General features: G+C 50.5%; 25 protein-coding genes. 17 read left to right on the top strand and 8 right to left on the bottom strand.

All coding sequences use genetic code 11. The annotated features are described in order from the left end of the window. Position 1 precedes the first annotated feature (1 nt). The 8 genes from SPTER_RS12465 (at position 2) to SPTER_RS12430 (ending at position 7,805) form a co-directional block, all read left to right on the top strand. A complete protein-coding gene (locus tag SPTER_RS12465) occupies positions 2-1,078 on the top strand; it encodes an ABC transporter ATP-binding protein (protein ID WP_144350688.1) in 1,077 nt (358 codons plus the stop codon). Between the two features lie 8 nt (positions 1,079-1,086). Further along, the gene (locus SPTER_RS12460) at positions 1,087-2,031 is read left to right on the top strand and encodes a carbohydrate kinase family protein (RefSeq protein ID WP_144350687.1); all 945 of its coding nucleotides are present in this window, start codon (positions 1,087-1,089) and stop codon (positions 2,029-2,031) included. Positions 2,032-2,036: 5 nt separating this feature from the next. Next, entirely contained in the window at positions 2,037-3,023 is a 987-nt protein-coding gene (locus tag SPTER_RS12455; RefSeq protein WP_144350686.1) for an ADP-ribosylglycohydrolase family protein, read from the top strand. A 284-nt stretch (positions 3,024-3,307) separates the two neighbouring features. Next, complete coding sequence (locus SPTER_RS12450) at positions 3,308-3,910, top strand: TetR/AcrR family transcriptional regulator (protein WP_170233246.1); 603 nt, start codon at positions 3,308-3,310, stop codon at positions 3,908-3,910. Next, the gene (locus SPTER_RS12445; RefSeq protein ID WP_246105287.1) at positions 3,897-4,880 is read left to right on the top strand and encodes an HlyD family secretion protein; all 984 of its coding nucleotides are present in this window, start codon (positions 3,897-3,899) and stop codon (positions 4,878-4,880) included. Before SPTER_RS12450 ends, SPTER_RS12445 begins: the two co-directional genes overlap by 14 nt. Continuing rightward, positions 4,877-5,791, top strand: a complete 915-nt coding sequence (locus SPTER_RS12440) for an ABC transporter ATP-binding protein (RefSeq protein ID WP_144350684.1) — start codon at positions 4,877-4,879, stop codon at positions 5,789-5,791. The genes SPTER_RS12445 and SPTER_RS12440 overlap by 4 nt, the downstream gene beginning before the upstream one ends. Further along, complete coding sequence (locus SPTER_RS12435; RefSeq protein WP_144350683.1) at positions 5,779-6,684, top strand: ABC transporter ATP-binding protein; 906 nt, start codon at positions 5,779-5,781, stop codon at positions 6,682-6,684. The genes SPTER_RS12440 and SPTER_RS12435 overlap by 13 nt, the downstream gene beginning before the upstream one ends. After that, the gene (locus SPTER_RS12430; RefSeq protein WP_144350682.1) at positions 6,681-7,805 is read left to right on the top strand and encodes an ABC transporter permease; all 1,125 of its coding nucleotides are present in this window, start codon (positions 6,681-6,683) and stop codon (positions 7,803-7,805) included. The genes SPTER_RS12435 and SPTER_RS12430 overlap by 4 nt, the downstream gene beginning before the upstream one ends. 298 nt (positions 7,806-8,103) lie before the next feature. Here SPTER_RS12430 and SPTER_RS24735 read toward each other — a convergent pair whose 3' ends face one another. After that, a complete protein-coding gene (locus SPTER_RS24735) occupies positions 8,104-8,313 on the bottom strand; it encodes a hypothetical protein (protein ID WP_170233245.1) in 210 nt (69 codons plus the stop codon). A 32-nt stretch (positions 8,314-8,345) separates the two neighbouring features. On the opposite strand from SPTER_RS24735, the gene SPTER_RS12420 reads away from it, so the two are divergent. Beyond that, entirely contained in the window at positions 8,346-8,792 is a 447-nt protein-coding gene (locus SPTER_RS12420; RefSeq protein WP_144350681.1) for a hypothetical protein, read from the top strand. A gap of 109 nt (positions 8,793-8,901) precedes the next feature. Here the strand turns inward: SPTER_RS12420 and SPTER_RS12415 are convergent, their stop codons facing one another. Further along, positions 8,902-9,108 carry a hypothetical protein gene (locus SPTER_RS12415; RefSeq protein WP_246105286.1) on the bottom strand — a complete coding sequence of 69 codons (207 nt, stop codon included), beginning with the start codon at positions 9,106-9,108 and terminating at the stop codon, positions 8,902-8,904. Positions 9,109-9,282: 174 nt separating this feature from the next. On the opposite strand from SPTER_RS12415, the gene SPTER_RS12410 reads away from it, so the two are divergent. Genes SPTER_RS12410 through SPTER_RS12400 form a run of 3 tightly spaced genes read left to right on the top strand, consistent with a single transcriptional unit; the run spans position 9,283 to position 11,511 of the window. Further along, positions 9,283-9,510 (top strand): hypothetical protein, encoded by a 228-nt coding sequence (locus SPTER_RS12410; protein WP_170233244.1) that lies wholly within the window; start codon positions 9,283-9,285, stop codon positions 9,508-9,510. A gap of 34 nt (positions 9,511-9,544) precedes the next feature. Continuing rightward, entirely contained in the window at positions 9,545-11,131 is a 1,587-nt protein-coding gene (locus SPTER_RS12405) for a hypothetical protein (RefSeq protein ID WP_144350679.1), read from the top strand. 17 nt (positions 11,132-11,148) lie between these two features. Then, positions 11,149-11,511, top strand: a complete 363-nt coding sequence (locus SPTER_RS12400; RefSeq protein ID WP_144350678.1) for a TFIIB-type zinc ribbon-containing protein — start codon at positions 11,149-11,151, stop codon at positions 11,509-11,511. Between the two features lie 629 nt (positions 11,512-12,140). Here the strand turns inward: SPTER_RS12400 and nadE are convergent. Both nadE and SPTER_RS12390 read right to left on the bottom strand, forming a co-directional pair. Then, on the bottom strand, positions 12,141-14,030 hold the full coding sequence (gene nadE / locus SPTER_RS12395; RefSeq protein ID WP_144350677.1) for an NAD(+) synthase: 1,890 nt from the start codon (positions 14,028-14,030) through the stop codon (positions 12,141-12,143). Between the two features lie 175 nt (positions 14,031-14,205). Continuing rightward, the gene (locus SPTER_RS12390; protein ID WP_144350676.1) at positions 14,206-15,282 is read right to left on the bottom strand and encodes an HD-GYP domain-containing protein; all 1,077 of its coding nucleotides are present in this window, start codon (positions 15,280-15,282) and stop codon (positions 14,206-14,208) included. Between the two features lie 264 nt (positions 15,283-15,546). On the opposite strand from SPTER_RS12390, the gene SPTER_RS12385 reads away from it, so the two are divergent. The 5 genes from SPTER_RS12385 to pckA all read left to right on the top strand — a co-directional run bounded on the left by SPTER_RS12385 (position 15,547) and on the right by pckA (position 20,458). After that, positions 15,547-15,804, top strand: a complete 258-nt coding sequence (locus SPTER_RS12385; RefSeq protein WP_246105285.1) for a CPF_0552 family protein — start codon at positions 15,547-15,549, stop codon at positions 15,802-15,804. 191 nt (positions 15,805-15,995) lie between these two features. After that, entirely contained in the window at positions 15,996-16,466 is a 471-nt protein-coding gene (gene ybaK, locus SPTER_RS12380; protein WP_144350674.1) for a Cys-tRNA(Pro) deacylase, read from the top strand. Positions 16,467-16,510: 44 nt separating this feature from the next. Then, positions 16,511-17,182, top strand: coding sequence for a B3/B4 domain-containing protein (locus SPTER_RS12375; protein ID WP_144350673.1), 672 nt, complete (start codon positions 16,511-16,513; stop codon positions 17,180-17,182). 37 nt (positions 17,183-17,219) lie between these two features. Then, complete coding sequence (gene thrC / locus SPTER_RS12370) at positions 17,220-18,719, top strand: threonine synthase (protein ID WP_144350672.1); 1,500 nt, start codon at positions 17,220-17,222, stop codon at positions 18,717-18,719. 203 nt (positions 18,720-18,922) lie between these two features. Continuing rightward, the gene (gene pckA / locus SPTER_RS12365; RefSeq protein WP_246105284.1) at positions 18,923-20,458 is read left to right on the top strand and encodes a phosphoenolpyruvate carboxykinase (ATP); all 1,536 of its coding nucleotides are present in this window, start codon (positions 18,923-18,925) and stop codon (positions 20,456-20,458) included. A gap of 124 nt (positions 20,459-20,582) precedes the next feature. Here the strand turns inward: pckA and ligD (SPTER_RS12360) are convergent, their stop codons facing one another. The 4 genes from ligD (SPTER_RS12360) to SPTER_RS12345 form a co-directional block, all read right to left on the bottom strand. Further along, entirely contained in the window at positions 20,583-21,506 is a 924-nt protein-coding gene (gene ligD / locus SPTER_RS12360; RefSeq protein WP_246105283.1) for a non-homologous end-joining DNA ligase, read from the bottom strand. Next, positions 21,496-22,362 (bottom strand): non-homologous end joining protein Ku, encoded by an 867-nt coding sequence (gene ku / locus SPTER_RS12355; RefSeq protein ID WP_144350670.1) that lies wholly within the window; start codon positions 22,360-22,362, stop codon positions 21,496-21,498. Before ku ends, ligD (SPTER_RS12360) begins: the two co-directional genes overlap by 11 nt. Positions 22,363-22,379: 17 nt before the next feature. Next, complete coding sequence (gene ligD, locus SPTER_RS12350; protein WP_144350669.1) at positions 22,380-23,366, bottom strand: non-homologous end-joining DNA ligase; 987 nt, start codon at positions 23,364-23,366, stop codon at positions 22,380-22,382. A gap of 109 nt (positions 23,367-23,475) precedes the next feature. Next, positions 23,476-23,775 carry a zinc-ribbon domain containing protein gene (locus tag SPTER_RS12345; RefSeq protein WP_144350668.1) on the bottom strand — a complete coding sequence of 100 codons (300 nt, stop codon included), beginning with the start codon at positions 23,773-23,775 and terminating at the stop codon, positions 23,476-23,478. Positions 23,776-23,826 lie beyond the last annotated feature (51 nt).

Raw genomic sequence — 23,826 nt, 5'->3', positions numbered from 1 at the left:
AATGTCTTATTTTTTGCTCAATAATCTGACTAAGCGCTATGATTCCAACCTGGTCCTGAATAATATTAATCTTAGTATTGAACAGGGTACTTTTTTGTCGCTGCTGGGGCCTTCCGGCTGTGGCAAGACAACAACCCTCAAAATTGTCGCCGGCTTTGAAAGCCCGGACGCCGGGGAAGTAGTGGTGGCCGGCGAGGTCTATAACCAGCTGCCGGTGTATCGCCGCAACGTAGGCATGGTTTTTCAAAGCTATGCCCTGTTTCCCCACATGACTGTCGCCCAAAATATTGCTTTTGGCCTGGAGCAGCGGCAGCTTGACCCGGGGCTGATAAAAAAACAGGTGGCCGAAGCTATTGATATGGTACAACTGACGGGGTTTGAAAAAAGGAAGCCCAGTCAGTTGTCCGGCGGACAACAGCAGCGGGTTGCGTTAGCCAGGGCGCTGGTCATCAGACCGCGGTTGTTGCTACTGGATGAAAGCCTGAGCGCTCTGGATAAAAAATTGCGGGTGGATATGCAGGTCGAACTGCGGCAGATTCAAAAATACCTGGGCATTACCACTATCTTTGTGACCCATGATCAGGAGGAAGCGTTAACCCTGTCCGACAAAATCGCGGTTATGAAAAATGGCAATATTATTCAGCTGGACACACCGCATGCTATCTATGAAAAACCGGGGAGTACTTTTGTTGCCGGCTTTTTGGGCCAATCCAATTTTTTTCAGGTGGTTGTCAAAGCGCTTGATCAGGGCCGTTATTGTCTGGAACTGGGTAACGGGGAGCAAATCCGGCTACCGGCCGGAGCGGCTGCCGGCCGGCAGCCGGGAGCCGCCTGCATTCTGGCCGTGCGGCCGGAGCGCATCAGTCTGGCGGCTGAGCGTCCGGCCGGTAAGGATTGTTTGTGCGGGCGAGTCAAGTTTATCACCTATGCCGGCAATATTTCCAATTTCCGGGTAGAGGTGATGGGGTCAGAAGTCATTGTTCAGCTGCAAAACTCTTTCAGCGGTGAGCGTTTTAAAACCGGCGATGAAGTGTATTTAACCTGGGACCCGGCAGGCAGCGTCCTGCTTGATGAGTAGGTGACCATATGGGGAGTGATAACCTTATAAGGAATAAAGTACTGGTGCTGGGCGGGCTGATTATCGATAAATACCTGCTGGTGGGAGAGTATCCGGCTAAAGGCGAGGATGTACTGATTAATGAATCGTTTGAGCGGGTGGGCGGGTCGACAATTAATGTGGCCTGCACCCTGAAGAATCTGGGGATTACTGCCTACCCGGTTTCAACCGTAGGCGACGATCCTGACGGCCAGGTGATCGAAGCTTATTTACAAGCAGCCAATATTCCCCGGGACTGTGCCCGGGTACAGGCCGGTCAGCGTACCGGGTATTCCCTGGTCATTGTGGACGCTGCTTCGGAAAGGACATTTATGACCTTTAAAGGCTGTGAGAGCAAGTTTTCGACCGCCTTAATCGCAGCGCCGTTAATGGCGTCAACTGCATTTGTTTATCTGACCGGTTATTACCTTCTGGCCGAAAACGCCGGTGAAATTGTTGATTTTGTCCGGGAGATAAAAGCCCGGGGTGCGGCGGTCATGTTTGATCCCGGGCCGCTGGTGCAGGCGATTAACGGCAGCATCTTGCTGGCCGTACTGGGCCTGAGCGATATTCTGGTACCTAATACAACAGAAATTAACAGGCTCAGAGAACGGCTGGCTATTACCGGTGATTTTATAGAATGGGCAACTGCGCAGGGGATTAGCTATGTCATTATTAAGAATGGCAGTAAAGGGGTAACCGCCTATACGGGCCGGAAAAGATATGAACTCCCGGCATTTGCGGTCAAGGCGGTAGATACAACCGGTGCCGGCGATTGTTTTGCCGCTGGTTGTATCTATGGTTTTTTGCAAGGCCTTGCTATAGAAGAGATATTAAAAATTGGGTCAGCCTGTGGTGCCTTGAATACGACTTTTATTGGCCCCAACGGCAATTTTGGCCTTGACGATATTAAAAAATTAATCAAAGGGGATTAATGATAATGTTAGATCGTGCTTATGGATGTTTAATTGGCGCAGCTATTGGGGATGCAATGGGCATGCCGGCCTCGTTTATGACGCCGCAGCAGATTGAAAAGTCTTATGGGCGGATCAGCGGCTTTAATAAGCCGTCGGCAGCCCAGGTCGCCCATGGCATGTTATCAGAGGGGGCTATAACCGATGACACGGAAGAAAGCCTGATTATTGCCTCAGTTTTAATTGAGCATGCCGGTTTCAGCCGGGCGCTGTTTGTCGCGAAAATGAAAGAATGGGCAGTCAACAATAACATGCTGGCTTCGACCGTGATTGGGCCCAGTACCAGAAGATTTCTGACCGCGATTACCACAGGCGCCGACTATCTGGAAGCGGCTAAAATCGGTGATACGAACGGCGGGGCTATGCGGGTTGCCCCTATCGGTATTTATTATCAGGGCGACATTCAGCAGGCAGTCCGGGCGGCTTGTGAGTCGGCCCTTGTGTCTCATGGCAGTAAACCCGGCGTTAGCTCAACCTGTGCGGTCGCAGCGGCAGTCGCCTGCGCCATGGCCGGCGATAGAAATATTACTGAGGTTATGGAGGCGGCTTTGTATGGGGCCCGGTTCGGCGAGGAGCAGGGGTATGATATTCCGGCTCCGTCCGTAGAGGCGCGAATCAGGCTGGCGATAGAAACGGTGGACCGTCATGCCGGTAAAAGTCTGACCGCGGTTGGCAACCTGTTATACCGGCTGCTTGGTGCCGGCATGAAAAGCTATGAATCAATCCCACTCAGCCTGGGGGTTTTTTATGCCGGCCAGGGGCAGTTTGCAGAATCCCTGCTCACTATTATTAATATTGGCGACGATGCCGACACCAACGGCGCCATTGTCGGTGCCTTATGCGGCGCCTTTGGCGGCGCAGCCGCCATTAATGCCGAGTGGAAGGAACATATTCAGGCGGTTAACAACATTGATCTGACGCAATTGGCAGCCCAGCTCATCCGCCGGGCCTAAAACAGCTTAGCAGCTAAACCGGCCACTGGCCGGTTTAAAAAACAAAGACATGGGGACGGTGGTTTTGTCTTAAAAAAGGTATGGGTTAAGGGCACAAGGTCCCTGTTGTATTCGGCAGCAGATTTTTCTGAAAGAGGCATGACCTCGGTAGAGGCTGAATTTTCGTGCTGGCCCGGTGTTTAGGGAGGGTGGCCTACAGTCCTTGCTTGAATTTTCTTGACAAATGAACCGGGGTGGCCTACAATTTAATCAATCGATTGATTAAATACCGGAGGAATAAATTTGTGGAAAAAGATGCCAAAGAAAAACTGATTGCCGCTGGAGAAAGACTGTTTGCCGCAAAAGGGCTGGCCGGTGTGTCGATTAGGCAGCTGGCTAAAGAGGCCGGCACCAACAGCGCCTTAATTTCCTATCATTTCGGCAGTAAGGAGGGCCTGTATGCGGCAATTCTGGAAAACCAGTTTGCGCCGATCCATGAACTGCTGGACAGGGTAAAGGGGATCAGAGCCTCGGCTACGGAAAAAATCATGGGTTATGCCCATAATGTCGTCATTGTCCACCAAAAGATGCCCTTTTTAACCAAGTTCCTTATGGGCGAATTATTAAATCCCTCCCGCTTCTTTAAACCTGTTATTCACAAACATATTGAACGCATCTATCTGTTTATTACTGAAACGCTGCGTGAAGGGATTGCTGCCGGTGAGTTCCGCAGCGATCTGGATGTTAAGACGGCAACGCTGGCTTTGGCCGGAATCATGAATTTCTATTTTATTACCAGGCCGATAAACCGTCATTTTGTCGAAAACGATTCTGACCAGGATGCCCAGTATGCCGTTAATGCCATAGAGATTTTTTTGAACGGGGTGAAAAATCATGATGGTCAATAAAAAGCTGCTGGCAGGCGTCTTTATTATCATTATCGCCATCGCCGCCGGCGGGGCCGCTTACCAATATCTCAGGCCGGCCGAAACCGGTATTACGGCTACCGGCACGATCGAGGTCACCAGAGCCGATATTATGCCCAAGGTCAATGGTTATTTGACCGGTTTGGACAGCCAGGTTGGCGACACGGTACAGGCCGGACAAAAAATTGCCCAGGTAACCAGAACCGACTTAGCCGCCCAGGTGCTGCGGGATGAAGCGGCGTTAGCCAAAGCGGTGGCTCAGCTCCGGGACCTGGAGGCCGGTCCGCGCAGTCAGGAATTGCAAGAGCTGGAGGCGGCGCTGGCTTCGGCCCGCTCGGTATATGAGCAAGCCAGACAAGACTATGCACGCTACCAAAGTCTATACCAGGCCGGGGCTGTCTCCGCCCAGCAACTGGACACAGCCGGTGCCAATGCCGATGTGGCTTATAATGCAATGGTGGCAGCCAGGCAGCGCTATGCTCTGGGGGTCGAGGGCAGCCGCCCGGAAACCATTGAGGCTCAGCGGCTGGAGGTAGAACGCAGCCGGGCCGTTTTGGCGGCCAGCAAGATGCTGGTAGAAGACACGGCGGTGCTGAGTCCGATTAACGGCCTGGTTCTTTCGAAAAACTATGAGAACGGCGAGTATGTCAATCCCGGGGCGGCGGTTCTTACCGTGGGCGATATGAGTGACTGCTGGCTTAAGGTATATGTGCCGTCAACCCAGCTGGGGCTGATTGCCGTTGGCCAGGGGGCTCAGGTTAAGGTCGACTCTTTCCCCCGGCGCATATTCAGCGGTGAAATCAGGGAAATCAGCCAAAATGCGGAATTTACCCCGCGCCAGAGCATTACCCAAAGCGAACGGGCCAATCTGGTGTTTGCGGTTAAAGTAAAGATTGATAATACGGAAGGTATTCTAAAACCGGGGATGCCGGCCGATGTGGTGCTGCAATGATTTGTTTAACAAATGTGACCCGGCAGTTTGGCCGGCTGACGGCAGTGGACAATCTTAGCCTGGCGATTAAAGCCGGCAGCATCTTTGGCCTGGTAGGCCCGGATGGGGCCGGCAAGACGACCACAATCCGGATGATTACCGGTATTATGGCTCCCTCCTCCGGTCAGATAACCCTGCTGGGCAGTGACAATCCGGAAGCCGTAAAAGATCAGATCGGCTACGTACCCCAGAAATTCAGTCTGTACGGTGATCTCACCGTTATGGAAAACATTCGGGTCATTGGCGCATTATACGGGGCCGGTAAACAGCGGGTAGAGCAGCTGGGCACGGAAATCCTGGCCTTTACCAACCTGCTGCCGTTTAAAGACCGTCTGGCCGATAACCTGTCCGGGGGGATGAAACAGAAGCTGGCCCTGGCCGCCGGGCTGATGCACCGGCCGCAGATATTCTTTCTGGATGAACCGACTACCGGTGTTGATCCTGTTTCCCGGCGGGAATTCTGGCAAATGCTATATCGTCTGAATCAGGAAGGCACGACAATATTTGTTTCCACTCCCTATATGGATGAAGCGGAGCTGTGTACGTCTGTGGCCTTTATGAATCAGGGCCGGATTGTTGCCTGTGATACGCCGCCTAACCTGAAAGCCGGCTATCCTTTCCGCTTGCTGGAGTTAACGGTTGAGAGCAAGGCCGTTAAGGCTGTACTGGCCAGGTGTCCGGTACTTGCTGTAAACTCTTTTGGTGATCGCTACCATCTGGTTACCGAGCACAGCCCGGCGGTGGTTCCCCGGATTGAAGCAGCCCTGCACACCGCCGGGATTAGGGAGTATTCGCTGCAGGTGATCGCACCGACACTAGAAGATATTTTTGTATATTTTGCCGGGGAGGGAGAGGGCCCATGTACGCCATAGAAACAGAAAATCTTACCCGGGTATTCGGTGATTTTATTGCTGTTAATCAGGTGAGTCTGCGAATTCCTCAAGGCGGTATCTACGGCTTCCTCGGCCCCAATGGTTCAGGCAAATCGACCACAATCCGGATGCTGTGCGGCATCCTTTCCCCTTCGCGGGGCAAAGGCCGCCTGCTGGGGCTGGACCTGGCGAGTCAGGGCGAAGTCATCAAGGCTAAGATCGGTTATATGTCCCAGAAATTCAGTTTATATGAGGATCTTACCGTGCGGCAAAACCTTGAGTTTTATGCCGGCCTGTATAGCCTGACAGGCTCCCGGCGGCAGGAACGGATCCAAGCCATGCTGGCTATGGCCGGCTTGGCGGCGCGCCAAAATGACCTCACGGCTACCCTGTCCGGCGGGTGGAAGCAGCGGCTGGCGCTGGGGTGTTCCATTCTCCACAGCCCGCCGCTGCTGTTTCTGGACGAACCCACCGGCGGGGTTGACCCGATGTCCCGCCGCCTCTTCTGGGATATTATCTACCAACTGTCCCAGCAGGGAACCACGGTGATGGTGACGACTCATTTTATGGATGAGGCGGAGCACTGTGATGCAATCGGTTTCATTTATGAAGGGACACTGATTGCCGACGATACACCGGCTAATCTGAAAAAAAACCTGCCCGGGCTGCTGCTGGCAATTCCCGCCCCGGACCCAATGGGGCTGTTTAATGCCCTGACGGCGCGCCAGCTGGAGGTTATGGACATTTACCCCTATGGGACCAATGTCCATGTTCTTATTCGGGCCGACCGGCTGGCAGACTATCAGGAGTTTGCCTATCAAATAATAAAACCGTCGCTTGAAGATGTTTTTGTGTATTATGTCAAAACGAAGCGTAAGGAGATGGTGGTGTGATTCGTCTAAGGGCCTTGCTGGTTAAAGAGTTTATCCAGATGCGCCGTGACCGTCTGACTTTCGGGATGATGGTGGGGCTGCCGATCATCCAGCTCCTGTTGTTTGGCTTTGCCATCAACACCGATGTCAAGCATCTCTCAACCATCGTGTTTGACCAGTCGCTGCAGCAGGAGGGGCGGGATTTGCTGTCGGCTTTTCAGGCCAGTGAATATTTTAATATTAAATATGTCGCCACCAATTACCAGGAGGTGACAGAAGCCGTCGCCAGCGGCAAAACCAAAGTGGGGATTATTATCCCGCCGGATTATACAGAAAGTATTAAACATGGCCGCAGTGCGGCCGTCCAGGTTATTGTTGATGCCTCCGACTCCATGACCGCATCTTCGGCCATCACCTCGGCCCAGTTGATCGGTCAGATCCGGTCCCAGGAAATCCTGGCGCAACGGCTGCAGGGCCTGCAGGGCCGGCAGGTCGAGCTGCCGATTGATATTCGCATCCGGCCCTGGTATAATCCGGACTTTATCGCTCCTTTTTATATGGTCCCCGGAATTTTAGGGATTGTACTCACCATGACAATGGTTATGATCACCTCGATGGCCATTGTCCGGGAACGGGAGCGGGGCACGCTGGAACAGCTCATTGTTACCCCGATGAAATCCCATGAACTGATGCTGGGCAAAATTATTCCCTATATCTTTGTCGGCTATGTTCAGGCGACACTGGCGCTGGCTGTCGGGGTCCTTGTCTTTGATGTGCCGCTGCGGGGCAGTATTGGCCTGCTTTACGGCTTAACCACTCTGTTTATCATTGCCTCCCTTTCCTTAGGGGTTCTCATTTCCACAATAGCCAAAACCCAGATGCAGGCAATGCAGATGTCTTTTTTCGTTTTTCTCCCCAGTGTATTATTATCTGGTTTTATGTTTCCCCGGGAGGCAATGCCGCAGCTTTTTTATCAACTGGGGCATTTGCTGCCGCTGACTTTTTATCTGGAGATCCTGCGGGGGATTGTGCTGAAAGGGATTGGCATTAATTTTTTATGGTCCCAGGTCTTTGCTTTAATCGTCTATATTGTGGCGGCCCTGGCGATCAGTATCCTGAAATTTCAGAAGAAAATTGCCTGAGGCGCAGACGGGCCGGAAAAATCCCGCCGGCCGGCTGAACTTACTTGCAATTTATCAAAAACAGGCTATAATTAGAAATAGGTGGAAATTAAAAAGTCGACGTGACCTGAAAGTGTAGGCGCACTTTCAGGCCCGCGCAAGGTGCCGTAACACCTACACGTAACAGCCAAGCTGTCCACGACGACATTTCTATTATACACCGGGCATCCTCCACCGCACAAGCGGGAGGGCGCGCGGGATAACAGACTTTGTTGCCGCCGGCGCCGGGCTGGGAGTGCGACTGGACGCAGCAGACCATTCAGCCTCGCCTCACTAACCAGACAGTCAGCAGACGGGCCACCCGGGGCTGCCGGGTTGACCGCTTTTGCTGACCGGGCCGGGTATGTCCGGCTATGGGTATTGAGGCTTTAGCAACCGTCGAAGCAAAGCGCATGTGTAGGTTAACAACCTCGCAGGCGCTTTTTGATTTCCCCTGTAAAAAGCTGGCGGCAGGGCTGCCTGGCAGCATCCTGCCCCAGCCTTAATATAGGGGGTATACATGTGTCTCACACCAACAGCACCCGCCTTACTCCGGCTGTCCGCGCGGCCAGAAGCGGCCGCCGGCGGCTACTCTGCCGGCCGGGCTTGCGGCGCCGGCGGCCGGGAGCCGACCGGGAGGGCCGGGTTGAATTCCAAAGGCTGTTACACGAAGCGTTTGACCAATATGTTTTTACCAGAGTCGATCATATCCTCAGGCTGGCCGGTACCAACGATGCCGGCTACAGAAAAACGGCCGCGGAAGTCAGTGCCGCCCTGGACCGGCTGCTGGCCCTGGCCCGGGCCCTGAAGGACCAGCAGCCGGAAATGACCGGTTTGGTCATGGATTTCGAGGCTTGGGCGGCGCTGGAGTCCGGCCAGGCGGCGGAAATTGCCTACCGGCAGGGGCTGCGGGACAGCAGCCAGGTGCGCCAGGCGTTTATGGCCTTGCTGCCGCCAATGGATGCATAACAAATTTCTCCTGCGGAACGCTTTTTCCGGCCAAGGCCGGGGGCGGGGGAAAAAAGGCTGGCGCCAAACAGGTTGTTTTGACCTCTTGGCGTCAGCCTTGCTCATTCACTTATTTACTATAGGTTTGTAGATAGTTTTGTCCTAATTGCTCATACAACTCTAACTGCTGAACGACCGCAAGTTCTTGGGATTTATTTAAGTTATTGACAAATGTGCTGCCAATCGCTTCTTTAACGATGCTTTCAATCTCAAAGCTGCAATAGCCTAAAAACGTTAAGCGTTTTATGAGTTGCAAAATGCGCTGTTTCAGGTTCATACCTGATTCCTCCTTTAAAAATATTGGTAATCTATCACGTTTGTAAACGCAATCAGCCGCAATTACCTTCGACTATTACCAATTACTATTAGAACAAGAGAAATCCGGAGAATTACTTTTTCTAAATAGGGGTTTTAAACCAGATGGTCAATAATCTTTTACATTATATAATAAATGGGGATTTTAGTCAAGAAAATAATCCGCATTACCAGGATGGTTTATTGGCTGTTCTGGGCCCCGGCGGGGCAGCCACCGGCAATGCGCCGGTACGGGCCGGTAATTTTAAGGTTTGCCCGGATCCCCCCGGTCTGGTGCGGGGCGATCTATTATGCGGTCCTGATCTGTGAAACAATTCCGGTAACCTGGCATACTATTGGTTTTGAGGGGGGAACCATGTTATAATAGGTGCGTTAACGTGTTTAAAGGAGCTAAAAGGGTGACCATGACTAACATGAAAAATGTCTATGAGGAAGTTCGTGTTTTTTTTGATGAAGAATCCGAATGGGATATAGCGATAAAGCGGGAATGGATCGAAGGTTTTCTGCGGCAAAAAGCCTGGCAGGGAGCCAATGACGAGGAACTCAAGGATGCCTGGCGCAATCTGCAGATGTTCGTGCTGTATTTGGCCTATTCGGGTGAGTCTGTTGTCGATGAGATGTCGGCTTCTGAGTATAGTTTGGCTGTCGAATGGATGATTGTCCAAATAGAGGATTTTAAACCCACTATCAAGAAAGTCCGCCATCTGTTGGCGGTGCTGCAGGATTTTTACGGCTATTTGGCTACCAAAAGAATCATTGTGGAAACAGCCGGGCTGAAACAGGCAATGGAGTATATGACTGGCGGCAAACGGCTCAAATTTATTGAAATTGATACCGGACAAAATGAGTTGCAGCAGTCTGATGACGAAACCGGTCTATCAGCCAAATCGTTGTTGACCATGCCCCGGGATATCGGGCGAATTGTCGGCGAGGCGGTAGAACGCCTGATGATTAAGTTTAGTGCCTATTTTCAGCAGGAAAACTTTGTTGATGACTTTGATCGCGCATTAATGCTGTACCTTGGCCCTTTAAACCAAATGCCGGACGATGAAACTGACGATGAGTTCTGGCTGGGATTTTGGGATTACTTTCTCTTTGACTATCATTTGCTGGCCAATGACAGAACGCCGCTGGTCCAGTTTAATATTGATTGCAGTGACCGGCTGGCCAGTGAAGAGCGCAAGATACTGCAAGAGCTTATGGGGGCAAAATTCACGGTGTTTTATGTGGAAAGTGTGCTAAACCAGGATTGGGTTGAGTGTGTCAACCTGCTGACAGACGAGAAATTTCGTCTTCCCAACCCTAACTTTGACTATAAGCTTGTAAAAAAGTTATTGTTTTATGGTCATGTTTTCCTGCAACAAGAGGAAAGAGAACTGGTTATGATTAATTTTATTACCAGTGTGGAGATAAGCAGTAATTTACGCCGGCGGATTAAAGAAGAGCTTATCCGGCAGAAGGTTATGCTCCAGGTTCAACAGCCGGATGCGACCTGGAATGATTTTGTCGAGCGTCATGCTAATGCGGTTCGGCATACGATTGATTTATTAGCTACCTGGGCCAGGGTTAATGTTACTTCCTATGCCCAGGTGGAGCGGGTATTTCCCCGGCCTGTCAGCCCGGATAAAGCCAGTGCTGCTAATAGTGAGGTCTCCGAACTCATTGATCAGTTTATGCCTAAATTTGGTTATTCCTGCCATGATGCCGTGCTGGCCCGAAAATTGTGGCAAGATTTTGCCGGTATGGGGACTGTAAATGTACGCAAGCCGGCTGCCTGGGCCTCTGCCGTTATTTATGCCTATTCTCAGATTAATACCGGTGATGCCGAGGTGCCGGCCGAGACGCTGGCTGAGGAAATGGCTGTAAGCAAATCCAGCATCAGCGTAAACCGGGCCAAGATGTTTAACGTGTTAAAACTGGAACGTTATGATCTCCGTTATTTAAGTGAAGAGGGCATGGTTGCTTTGTTATATGATTTGCAGTAAGGTCAGGAGGGTGGAAAATGGAATGTCCTAATTGCAGTGCACAAATAGAAGCCGAAGCCGGTTCCTGCCCGCATTGCGGTCACGAACTGGCAGTTAAAGTGCTCAGCCGTCAGGAACGTGATAATTTTGCTGGCATTACTATCGAAGATAGAGCCTATAGCGAAGGCCGGAGCCGGTATACTGATTATGACGCCGGGAACAGGAACAAGGTTAAGGGCGTTAATATTGCCTTCGAATCTTCCGGCTGGACAGGAAAATTGATTGTTGCAGCTATTTTTGCGCTATTGATATTCTTTTTCCTGCCGTTGCTGTTGTTTATTCTGCTGGCAGTGGGGGCGGTGCTTGTTACCGTGTGGCTGTTACGGCTGTTTAGAAGATAAGATATAAAGAAAACACGGCTTGTGCCGAGCCTTTGGCGAAAGCGGAAGCCGATGTTGCCCTTATCCAGGGAAGGTTATACTTTCTATCAGGATAAAAAATCGCCGGCGCGGTCTTTGGGCTTGCGCCTGGCAGGTAATGCTGGCAAACAAGGGCTTGAGCTTACTTTTGGCATCGACCCAAAAGTAACAAAAAGTCTAGGCCCGAAGCCTCCAAAAGCTGAAAAGCCGGGCGGTATTCCTAAAATCCGCAACTCGCTGCGCTCAAACAGTACGGATTTCTTAACGGAATACCGCCCGGCTTTGCTCCTGCGGAACGCTTTTTCCGGCAATGGCCGGGGGGTTACCGGGGTTGCGGGACCGCCGCCTCCTTGCCCAAGCCGGGCATTGACCTTAGCTCCCCTTGTTTTATAAGTACTTTCAGCCTCTCAACTTATACTTTCTGATCTTATAAAGAAGACACGGCTTGCGCCGAGCCTTAGCGAAGGCGGAAGCCGATGTTGCCCTATCCAGGGAAGGTTATACTTTCTATCAGGATTAAGAAAAACGCGGGTGCAATCGCATCCGCGTTTTCGGCATTATTTGACAGAAGACTTTTTAAAGCTTGTGTTGTGGCTTAGGGAATAGAACAATCAAGGTACAGGTAATAACTGATTTTTTAAACGCTGATATTCCTGGGTAAAATACACGTTGTTTTGGGCTTCGCGATGATCAAAGCCGTAGGCCCGGCGGCTGACGGCTAAGACAGGCGGGGCTTGAATCCGTTTGGCCACACCCATACCGGTATAGAGGCGCCACCAACGTTCCAGATCTTCGATAAACTCACGCGGCCCCGGGAAGAGCCTGCTTACTAAACCCGGTTCGCAGCCCAGTTTCTGTTCAAGCACAGCGGGGCCCTGGCTATACCACAGTACAATATCTTCCGGGGTGGCCCGGTTCCAAAATTCCATAAAAGCCCGGAATAAAAAGTCGTGATAAGGATAGATGATGGGATCGCCCTTACCTTCGTCAACCGATTGCTCCCAGGACAGCTCGGCGCTTGGCACCAGCTCAATTGCCGCCTGCGGGATCACTTCCCGGTTAAAAATCTGAGTATTTAAATAATCTGCCAGTTGATAAACCTGATGTTTCCATAAATCAGCCAGGGCGGCCAGGAAGCCGGCCTGATCGCCGTACAGAGTAGAGTAGCCCACCGTAAGCTCACTCTTGTTGGCATTGCAGGTGAAGACGCCGCCAAAAGCAGCGGCTATACCTCCGAGCAGCCGCGCTGACCGGTCGCGGGCCTGGATATTTTCCAACACAAAAGGCGAAACAGACAAATGGCTTTGCTCGCCGCTGCCAAGATTGGTTACAGGGGTGCCGGTTATTTGCGCAGCCGTATGTTCCACTGCTTGCCCGATCGGCATAACGGTGTACAGACAACCAAGATTACGGGATAATTGCTCAGCCAGGTCTCTGGTTGTTTGTGAATTGAATTTACTGGGCATATTTACCAATAAAATGTTGTCAGGGCTTATGATACTGGCGTATAAGGCCGCAGCTACGGCCGAGTCGATGCCGCCGGATACCCCGATAACTACCTTTGTTATGCCAACAGACTGCAGGAATTGCTTAACGCCATAATGGATAGCCTGGTACAGGCTGCTGATAGTAAAGTCATTAGGCACCTCTACCGGGGGGCGGTGCCGGCCGCCTGTGTCAACGTCAAGCTCAAGATAAGCAAGTGTTTCCGTGAAGGGCTGGCAATAGGTGATAATTTGGCCGGAACTGCTGTAGACGGTGCTGAAGCCGTCAAAGGTATAGACAGTTTTGCCGTTATTTTGCAAGCCTGTATTATTAACATACAGCAGGGGTGTGCCGGTTTCCCGGGCCTGGCGGGAAAATACCCGGTTGCGCTTATTGTTTTTGCCCAGTGTAAAGGGTGAGCTGGAAATATTAATAAGTAAGTCTAACGGGCCGTTGGCATGTAAAGCGGCAATCGGGTCCGTACTGTAATCGTCATTCCAGCCATCTTCGCAGATAATACAGCCAAGGGTATACTCTCTGCCCTGGAGTGAAATTTTTACCGGTGTTAATAATGTCTCAATATCCTGTTTTTCTTCAAATGCTAATTTACGTAAGCTGACAAAATGCCGGGTATCATCAAATTCCCGGTAATTAGGATGGAGGGTTTTGATGCGGGTGGCAATTAACCGGCTATTATGGGCAACAAAACAAGCATTATGTTTGCGTACCCGTCCATCATCGCCGTGCCTGTCCCATTGCACCGCCACATTGCCAAAGATGACGCAGATGTTGCCGGCGGCGGCAATGATCTGGCGGCCAAAGGCCTCGCAATCCCGTAAATAGGCCTGCTGTTCCCAGGTATCGCCCAGCAGATAACCCGGGATGGCCATTTCCGGGAAGATAATGATATCTGCCTGGTGATTGCAGGCCGCATTGATCATCGTTAGCATTTTGGCGGTATTTAAGTCCGGCCTGCCGGGGATTACCTCCATCTGGCCTAAAGCAATTCTGAGCAAAAATCTTCACCTCCAATCGTACAAATAACATAAAATGTACTTTTCGCTGCCTGGCGGCACTTGTCCTTCCCAACCCTGTTCCTATGTGTATTATTTGTAACTTTGTCAGCTTTAGACGTCTGGCCTGTTTTTATGCTGGGAGAATGCTAAAAGCCGCCTTTAGGCGGCTCACTAACTAACGCAGTACATAATGAATACTGACGTCCTGCTGTTCCGAGAGATCAAGCACTGATCCGTCATCAAGCTGGACCATGGACAGGGAGGGTTTGTCCTTGTTGATAAATACCACCCGGCCTTCGCGGCCGTCAGTGAGCGCTACCCTGTTGCCGGACAGAAAGTTTGACATATTGTCAATGAAGATGATGCAAACTTTGGGATCAAGTTTATAGACGTCATCACGCAGTTTTTGCAAACTCAGGTAAGGGCTTAATCTTGCCGGCGGGTCTTCCCGGTTAAGGGTGAGGCATTCGTCATAGAAATCGGCTACGGCGATAATTTTTGCATAGGGATGAATATGATAATCCGTAATTCCACCGGGATAGCCACTGCCGTCCCGGCGCTCATGATGCTGAAAGACGGCGGCAGTGATGCTTTGGGATATAGCGGGGACTTTGCTGACAAGCTCATAGCCATAGGCGACATGTTGCTTGTATTCCTCGTAAGCTGCCGGTGGCAGTTTAAAAGGCTTATGCAGCAATTCTGGCTTTAAGCGGGATTTGCCGACATCGTGCAATAAGCCGGCCAGGGAGATGGCGTTAACCTGCTCCGGCGGATATTTGAGCCAGGTGGCAATAAGGGCTGAGATGGCGCTGACATTTACACTATGATACATTGTATAATCATCGCAGGGCGGCAGATTATAGAGACGGTCAATTACATTGCCGGCCTCAGTAACCGTGGCCGTAATATCAGCAGCGGCGGCCGTAAAGGTCGCCAGCGGAATTTCCTGTGTGGCTCTGATATCAGCAAAGGCCTGTTGGACCACCAGGACAGACTGGTTATAGGTATTAAGGAATTTCTGCAGCCTGGGATTTACCAGCGGATTAGCTGTGGATACCTCACTATAAATAAAAACTTTGGGAATCTGCCAGTTACCCAGTTTTTGAATAGTATGCTGGCTGAGGATACTGCTTTTGGCAAACAGTACCTTGCCGTCATCTGAACAGATGTCGTGGGCTAACTCCATTCCCGGCACAAGAAACTCAGTCCGATGCTCAATAATTTTGCGTTTTTCGTCGGCGGTTACACTCATAAGCACCTCTCAGTCAGTGTTGCGTATCAAGGGCTGAGGATAAACTTAGTCGCTCTGCCCCCCCAGGGTCCGCAGAGGAGCCCTGGCGCGACTTGCATATTTATGAACAGACTCATTGGAGCTATAATTCCACATTATTATGGGAAAATCCTCCACTGCCGACACCGCGACCGGCAGGAAAATTTACTGATTTGCTTTGGAAATAGCAGGGATTTAATAATTTAGTGGCTAAGTATACTATAAATATATTTTGGAGGTGTTACCGTGTCCAATTGTTCGACAATAATGGCAATTATCCAGGCCAACCGGGTAGAGACTGCTGTCAAGGTTCAGGACGTACTTACCAAATATGGCTGCCATATCCGGGTGCGGCTGGGTCTGCATGACGCGGCTGTCGGCGGCTGTACGAACAGTGGTATAATCTTGCTGCAGCTGTGTGGCGAGGATGTGCCGGTTGACCTGATTGAACAGGAACTCAATGTAATACCTGATGTAAGAGTAAAGTATATGTCATTAGAATAGGGAATGTACGAGCGCGGATATCCGCGCTCGTACTGTTTATTGACAAATTGAGGCAACAATTATATACTGTGAAATAATGCAAAAACCGGAAAAATGCTTCTTTACTAATAACTGTAAATACGTGACAGGCAGCTTGCCCCGGGCGGCTACCTACAGGCTTTAAATAGGTTGGGGGAGATCGGAGGTTGTTTATGAAGACGAATGCCGCCAGAATACTGGATAGTCTTAAGATTGCCTATGAACTAAAAGAATACAAAGTGGATGAAGACGATTTAAGTGCCCACAATGTGGCTGAAAAGGTCGGGATGCCGCCGGCGCAGGTTTTTAAAACCTTGGTGGCCAGCGGTGATAAGACCGGTATAATTATGGCCTGTATTCCCGGTGCTGCCGAACTTGACCTTAAGGCTTTGGCCGCCGCCAGCGGCAATAAAAAAGTGGAGATGGTGCCGTTAAAAGAGGTGCAGCCGCTGACTGGCTATGTCAGAGGTGGTGTGTCGCCGCTGGGACCCAGGAAACGGTATCCTGTATTCCTGGATGAGAGCGCCGGTATGTGGCCGGTTATTGCCGTCAGTGCCGGTATCCGGGGCTGCCAGCTGGTCGTTGCTCCCGCTGAACTGGCCCAGGCTGTAAATGCTTCCTTATGTCAGATTGCCCGTAACTGATAAAGATTATAATTTTCAAATGTCCGGGGGAGGAGTTCTTTATTATGGAGATTACTATTCATAACAGTATCAGCAATGCTGTTCCCAATGGCCGGTTAGGTTATCTAACTGTCAAGAACGTTGTTGTCCGGGGGACACCGCCAGGCTTGAGCCAGGAGTTTGCTCAGCTGCAGGCAGAAGTGGCCAAGGCCTATAATCTGGAGATACTACCGAAGCTTCCCCGGGTGCTGGCAGTCCGCAATATGTATAAAAAACTTGATTTTGATCCGTCACGCTACCGGCCGGCATCGGAAGCCCTGGTGCGGCGGGTGCTGCAAAAGAAAGATCTGTATTTTGTCAATAGTGCGGTGGATGTCAATAATTACTGTTCCATTAAATATTTATTGCCTTTCGGCCTGTATGATTTAGACCAGATAAGCAGTGACATTGTTTATCGGCGGGCCAGTGAGGGCAGTTATATTAATATAGCCGGCCACGAGGTTTCCACTGAAAATAAACCGTTTCTAACCGACGGCAGCGGCGTATTTGGCAACCCAACCTCGGATGCGCGCCGGACAGCCGTCACGCTGGCAACCCGGAATCTCCTGGCCGTTGTCTATGCAGATGAAAGCGCCGGCACTGATGAGCTGCAGGCGATACTTGATTTTGCCGGGGACATGTTTGTTTGTTATAATGGCGGCACGGTCACCGAGAAGAATATTGCTCATACCAAGTAAGCAAGGCTAGATCTGGTTAGCGGGGAGGATATTGATTATGTATGTTAGTTCACGCGGGGCAGCCGCACAATTAACGGCCGCCCAGGCTATTGCTCAGGGGATTGCGCCGGACGGCGGCCTGTTTGTGCCGGCGGCGATACCGTCGATCGAGGGATTGTTTTTGGACAGGCTGGTTCCGCTTACTTATCAGCAGCGGGCAGCCGCCGTATTGGATTTATTCCTGACCGATTATACCAATGCGGAAGTCGCCGCCTGTGTGGCCGGTGCGTATGGCAGCGGTAAGTTTGACGCTGCGGCTGTCGCTCCGGTTATTAAGGTGAAGGAGGGGACCTTTGCGCTGGAATTATGGCACGGGCCAACCAGTGCTTTTAAGGATATGGCCCTGCAGTTACTGCCCCAACTCCTGGTTTGTGCGCTCAAAAAAATCGGTGAACAGGCCAAGATTGTTATTTTGGTTGCGACCTCAGGCGATACCGGCAAAGCGGCGCTCGAAGGGTTTAAAGATGTGGAGCAGACCCAGGTCATTGTATTTTATCCGGAGGCTGGCGTCAGCCGGATTCAACGCTTGCAGATGATTACGCAGGAAGGCGATAATCTCCAGGTAATAGCGGTAAAAGGCAATTTTGACGATGCCCAGACCGGTGTTAAACAGATCTTTAATGATGCTGCTTATAATGCTGCGCTTACCGAGCATGGTTGCAAGCTGTCATCAGCCAATTCTATAAACTGGGGCCGGCTGGTGCCGCAAATTGTCTATTATTTTAGTGCTTATGCCGATTTGGTAAAAGCTAAGCACATCCGGCAGGGTGTACCTGTTAATTTTGTGGTTCCCACCGGTAATTTTGGTAATATTCTGGCCGGGTATTATGCCAAACAGATGGGCTTGCCTATTAACAAGCTAATATGCGCCTCTAATAGTAATAATGTGCTTACAGAATTTCTGACAACAGGCCTTTATAATCGCAACCGACAGTTCCATAAAACCTTTTCGCCCTCTATGGATATTCTTATTTCCAGCAATCTGGAACGGTTGTTATATCATTTAACAGGCGGTGATTCGGCCCAGGTTAAGCAGTGGATGACAGAACTGAATACTACCGGGCAATATAAAATTGCCGATGATTGCCTAGCCGCTATTCACGCCCTGTTTCCGGCCGCCTGGGTAAGCGATGAGGTAACGGCTGCAACCATCAGTCAGGTCCATAAAGAGCATGACTACCCGCTTGACCCCCATACAGCAGTGGCCTGGCAGGTTGCTGAAAACTATCGTCGTCAATCAGGTGACACGACCCCGGTTGTCATTGTTTCGACAGCGAGTCCATTTAAGTTTAACGAAACCGTGCTTGCTGCCTTGACCGGCAGCGACAGTCTTGCCGGTCAAACCGAATTTGCCGCCTTGCAAGAGCTCGCCAAAATCATCAACAGGCCGGTGCCGCCCGCTCTTGCTGAGCTGGAGAGTAAGCCGGTGCGTCATACTGTCGTATGCGATAAACAGGATATGCCTGCAATCGTCAAAGCGCAGCTGCAGCTCAGGTAAAGCAAGAATTGCCGCATAAGCTCAGGTTATGTGGCAGTTTTACTAACTTATACTATTGATATAAATAATAGATACTATATCAAAAAAAATACAGATATTGAATAAAAAAGTCATGCTGCCTGCAAAATACCTATGTTATAATATGTTATAATCAGATAAGGCTAGCCCAAAAAGCCGCGATATATAGGAAAGGGAGTTGGAGTGTGAACGGAAATATATGCAATAATTTAAATTCGGCCCAATTGGTAGAAACGGCGATAAGGCGCGGGGAAGGGCGATTAACGGCCAGCGGTGCGCTGCAGGTTACCACCGGTAAATATACAGGCCGTTCACCTAATGACAAATTTATTGTTGACTCAGCCGGTGTGCATGACAAGATTGACTGGAAAAATAATAAGGCGTTTTCCCCTGATAAATTTAATCAGTTATATCACCGGCTCTTAGCTTATATGCAAAACCGGGAACTATTTGTCTTTACCGGTTTTGCCGGTGCCGATGCCGGCAACCGTATTAGTGTTCAGTTCGTGAATGAATTCGCCTGGCAGAATCTGTTTGTCCGGCAGTTGTTTATCCGTCCGGAATTGGTCCAACCGGAGCTGACGCCAGATTACAAAGTGATTTGCCTCCCCGGTTTCAAGGCTGATCCTGAGTTGGACGGGACTGCTTCCGAGGCTTTTATTATCCTTAATCTGGAACAGCGGTTAGTGTTAATCGGCGGTACTCATTATGCCGGGGAAATGAAAAAATCAATATTTTCGGTTATAAATTTTATCCTGCCGGAAAAAAATATTTTGTCTATGCACTGCTCGGCCAACCTGGGGGCCAAGGGGGATACAGCCCTGTTTTTCGGGTTGAGCGGTACCGGCAAAACCACTTTGTCAGCCGATCCGGAGCGCCGTTTGCTTGGCGATGATGAGCATGGCTGGAGTAATGAGGGTATTTTTAATATCGAAGGTGGTTGTTACGCCAAGTGTATCGGTCTTACGTATGAGACTGAACCACAGATTTGGGAGGCTATCCGGTTTGGGTCTGTCTTAGAGAATGTAGTGGTTGACCCGGTAACCGGCCGGCCGGATTTTGCTGATGACTCCATCACTGAAAACACAAGAGTTGCTTATCCGGTCGATTATATTCCGGATGCTGTAATACCCGGCGTGGCCGGCCATCCGCGGACAATTGTGTTCCTGACAGCCGACGCCTTTGGCGTTTTACCGCCGATTGCCCGGTTGAATGCTGATCAGGCGATGTATCATTTCTTGTCAGGCTATACCAGCAAGCTGGCCGGTACCGAACGGGGCATCACCGAACCGCAGGCTACATTTTCGGCTTGCTTTGGCGCCCCGTTTTTGCCCTTGCCTGCTTTGCGCTATGCCGAACTCCTGGGCGAAAAACTAAAGTCTCATCAAACGAATGTATTTTTAATTAATACCGGCTGGTCGGGAGGCCCCTATGGTGTTGGCCAGCGTATGAAGCTAGCCTTTACCAGAGCGATGGTAACTGCGGCTATTGAAGGCCGGCTGGAAGACGTGGCTTATCAGCTTGATCCAGTATTTAATATCTATGTTCCCAACAGTTGCCCCGGTGTGCCTGTTGAAATTCTAACGCCCCGTGCTACCTGGGCTGATAAGGAAGCCTATGACCGCCAGGCCGGGAAACTAGCCCGCTTGTTTGCGGAAAATTTTAGCAGGTTTACTGCTGATACCGCACCTGAAATTAGCGCCGCCGGGCCCAGAGGGTAATTAAAGCTAAAAGACTTGGCACAAGCCAAGTCTTTTCCTATCTGCTGGCAAGTATAACTTGCCCCGGCTAAGGGCAACAGCGGCTTACGCTTTTGCCCAAGGCTCGGCGCCAGCCGTGTTTGCTTTATTCTATCGCCGGCAGCTTTTGTTTAATTTGTAGAACCGGGGCGAATAAGTCCCCTAATTTAGCCGTCCGTTGGAGTACCTGGTCCGCAGCAAAGGATAATAACTCAGGCTTTTTCTGATCGACCAGGGTGACAACTTCTTCCCAGGTTATGGGGGTTGAGACGGTGGGGTGTTCTTTGGCGCGGAGCGAATAGACACAAACGGTAGTTTTGTGTTCATCATTTTGGCTCCAATCAATAAATACTTTACCGCTGCGCAGGGATTTTTTCATATTGGCAACAATCAGGCCGGGGTATTTTCCCTGGAAGCGGCCGGCAAGTACCCGGGCAAAATGTTTCGTGTGCTCATAACTTACCGCCGTATTAAGGGGAATGTAAAGCTGAAGACCTTTCGAGCCTGAAGTCTTGGGAAAGCTTTGCAGTTTGTGCCTGTCAAAATACTCTTTCAGGAGCAGGCCCACCTGGGCACAGTCCACAATGGTTGCCGGCGGGCCCGGGTCAAGGTCAAAAACAAGAAAAGAAGGCTGGTGAACCGCCGGGGCCACAGACAGTGAGGTATGGAGTTCAAGGGCCGCAAGGTTGGCCGCCCATACTAAGGTCGGCAAGTCGGCGGCATTACAAAAGTTTATGTTGCGGTTATTACTGCCGCTCCATACCGGAATTGTCTTGACCCAGTCCGGGTGATGGACCGGACACTCTTTTTGATAAAAGAATTTACCCTGCGCACCATTGGGATAACGCTTAACTGTCAGCGGGCGGTTGTTAAGATGAGGCAGCAGAACGGGCGCGATACGAATATAGTAATCCAGCATCTGACCCTTAGTGAAGCCTGTGGCCGGGTAAAATACCTTATCAAGATTACTGATTTTTAATTTGTGCCCGCCTATATCGATCATAGTTTTGGTCTTGTTGTTACTGGGCACTGGCTTTTTTCCTTCTGGGGGCCGCTATGGGCTTGGCGGCCTTATTTTGCTTGGCCCCTTTGCCGCCGCTGTCATTTTTATTCTTAATTGCGGAGATGCTGGCCTCGAGCGCAGCCATCAGGTCAATTACTTTACCGCCTTCCTTAACCTCCGGCTGACTGGTTACGGTTTGGCCTTCGGCCTTTTTCTCCAGCATTTCCAGGACTTGCTGATAATATTGGTTATGGTATTTATCTGGTTGAAATCCGGTAGCCAATGATTCTATGAGTTGTTCGGCCATGGCCAGCTCTCTTGTATCAGGTTCAGGCACATCTATAGCCAGTTCTTCTAATTGCCCGGCCGCAATGATCTCGTCGGCAAAATGCATTGTCGATAGGGCCAATGCTTTTCCTGCCGGCCGGATGGCAGTAAGATATTCTTTGTTGCGCATAACGACCCGGGCAATTGCCACTTTACCTGTTTTTATCATAGCGGCCAGCAGCAGGGTGTAGGCTTTACCCGCCCCCTTGTCCGGCGTAAGATAATAACAGCTGTCATAGTACAGGGGGTCAATTTGACCAAGGTCGACAAAATCCTCAATTGCTATCGTCCGGGCATTTTTCGGCTGAATGGCTTCCAGTTCATTGCTGGTCACCACTACATACTGGTCAGGGGCGATTTCATAGCCTTTAACAATATTTTCAGCGGGAACTTCCGCCCCGTCGGAGGGGCAGATTTTTTTTAGGCGGATACGGCAGCCATCAGATTTGCGCAGTTGATTGAAGTGAATGGATTTCTTTTTAACGGCGCTGTATAACTTAACAGGAATATTGACAAGGCCAAAACTGATTGAGCCACTCCACATCGGGCGGGGCATAGACACACCTCCGGTGATTAGTCTTCGCGAATTACCTGGCGAGGATCTTTATCTTCTCTCAAACCTTTAAAAGACGGATGGCGCAGGGTGTGATTCGGGGTCCATTCTGTAAATTCAAACTCGCCGATTAAGACCGGCTCGACAAAGTGAGCGTTTTTGACAGCCGGATCCTGGGCAAACGGATTGGTTTGTCTTTTTATCAATTCCAGACGCTGGCTTAGTATTGCCAGGAAATCCAGGGTAAAACCCGTGCCGGCCTTGCCGGCGTACAATAACTGCTGGGGAACACCTCTGGCGGCGGCGATTTGCGGCAAGACGTCATAATAACCAATAAGTAAGGCCCCAATTGTCCCGGCGCGCGTTCCCTGTCCGGGAACCCAGCCGCAGATCAGCAATTCCTGGCGGTGCTGGTTTTTTATTTTGAGCCAGGCGCCGCTGCGTTTGCCCGGTTGATAGCTGCTGTCAAGACGTTTGGCGATAATTCCTTCCAGACCAAGTTTGCGGCTGGCAGCCAGGATCTCACGGCCGTCCCCTGTTTTATAGCCAGGGGTCTGCCAGTGAGCACCGTCTAGACGCAGGCTTTCCAGTAAAGCCCGCCGCTCGCTGTAGGTTTTATGCAGGAGCGAATGGCCATTAAGCAACAAAATGTCAAAGATCATATAATGTGCCGGCACCTTCGCCATCATTTCCCGGATCGTTTGCGCCTGGGTGAGTCCCATGCGGTGCTGCAGGCGGGAAAAAGAGGGGAGGCCAGACGAATCAAAAGCCACAATTTCGCCGTCGAGAATGAGATCAGTATAGCTGCTGCCTGCTTCTTTAGCCAATGTGTGTAATTCGGGATACTGGCCGGTTATATCCTTAAGGTTGCGGCTTAGCAGCTTGTAGTTGTTTTGCTCCAGATAGAAGAGGGCCCTGATACCGTCCCATTTGATTTCAAAGCTGCATTTGTCTTGTTCGTCAGGCAATAAACCAGGTTTTGCCAGCATCGGTTTAATTATCGGCATATTATCCTCGTCAGGTTAATTTGACCTTAGTTTTTACCGGACAGACAAATATATTACACAAAAATAAAAACAGACCGGCATAACCGGTCTGTCAAAGGCAATAAGTAATTTATCTGTTAGCTTGAAAGCAATCGCGGCAATATACAGGTTTTCCGGCAGTAGGCCGGAAAGGAACCTGAGTCTGAATGCCACAGGCACTGCAGGTAGCATCGAACATTTCCCGTTGAGGACGAACATTGCCGCCACCCATGCGACCACCATTTTGACGTTTTCTAGCTGCACGACAATCCGGGCAACGGGAAGGATCGTTCTGAAAACCCTTCTCAGCGTAAAAAGATTGTTCTGATGCAGTGAACGTAAAAGCGGAACCGCATTCTTTACAGGAAAGGTCTTTGTCTTGAAAATCCATCTCTAACCAACCTCCGTAATATGTGTTTGACTCAAACAATTGCTGGTCGGT

This window comes from Sporomusa termitida, from assembly GCF_007641255.1.
Lineage (GTDB): Bacteria > Bacillota > Negativicutes > Sporomusales > Sporomusaceae > Sporomusa > Sporomusa termitida.
The sequence above is the reverse complement of the archived record's forward strand: the minus strand, read 5'-3'. Positions and strand labels throughout refer to the sequence as shown.